1 protein-coding gene is annotated in these 394 nt (G+C 37.3%); it reads left to right on the forward strand.

The features are described 5' to 3' along the window. A partial coding sequence (locus IC221_RS29365; protein ID WP_188172334.1) for a PD-(D/E)XK nuclease family transposase occupies nucleotides 1-394 on the forward strand: 394 nt, incomplete at both ends.

Raw genomic sequence — 394 nt, forward strand, 5'->3', positions numbered from 1 at the left:
GAGGAAAAGGATGGGATTATGAGTTAAAAGCAGTCTATGTGATTTCCATTATGGATTTTATCTTTGATGAGACCGAAGAAGATTTTCACCATATTGTTCAGCTCAAAGACCAAAACAATAAGGTCTTTTACGAAAAATTGAAGTTTGTCTATTTAGAATTACCAAAGTTTAAAAAGCCCGAAAAGGATCTGCTCACCAATTTCGACAAATGGCTCTACCTCCTGAACAATATCACGACTTTTGAACAATTGCCAGCGGTACTAAAGGAACATATCTTCAGAAAAGTGTTGAAGTTAGCGGAGTATACCGCACTCCCAAAAGCCGACCAAGAACTTTATGATGAAGATTTGAAACGCTTCCGTGATTATGTCAATACATTGGAGACAAGCAAGGA

It is taken from the genome of Flammeovirga sp. EKP202, assembly GCF_014534745.1.
Classification (GTDB): domain Bacteria; phylum Bacteroidota; class Bacteroidia; order Cytophagales; family Flammeovirgaceae; genus Flammeovirga.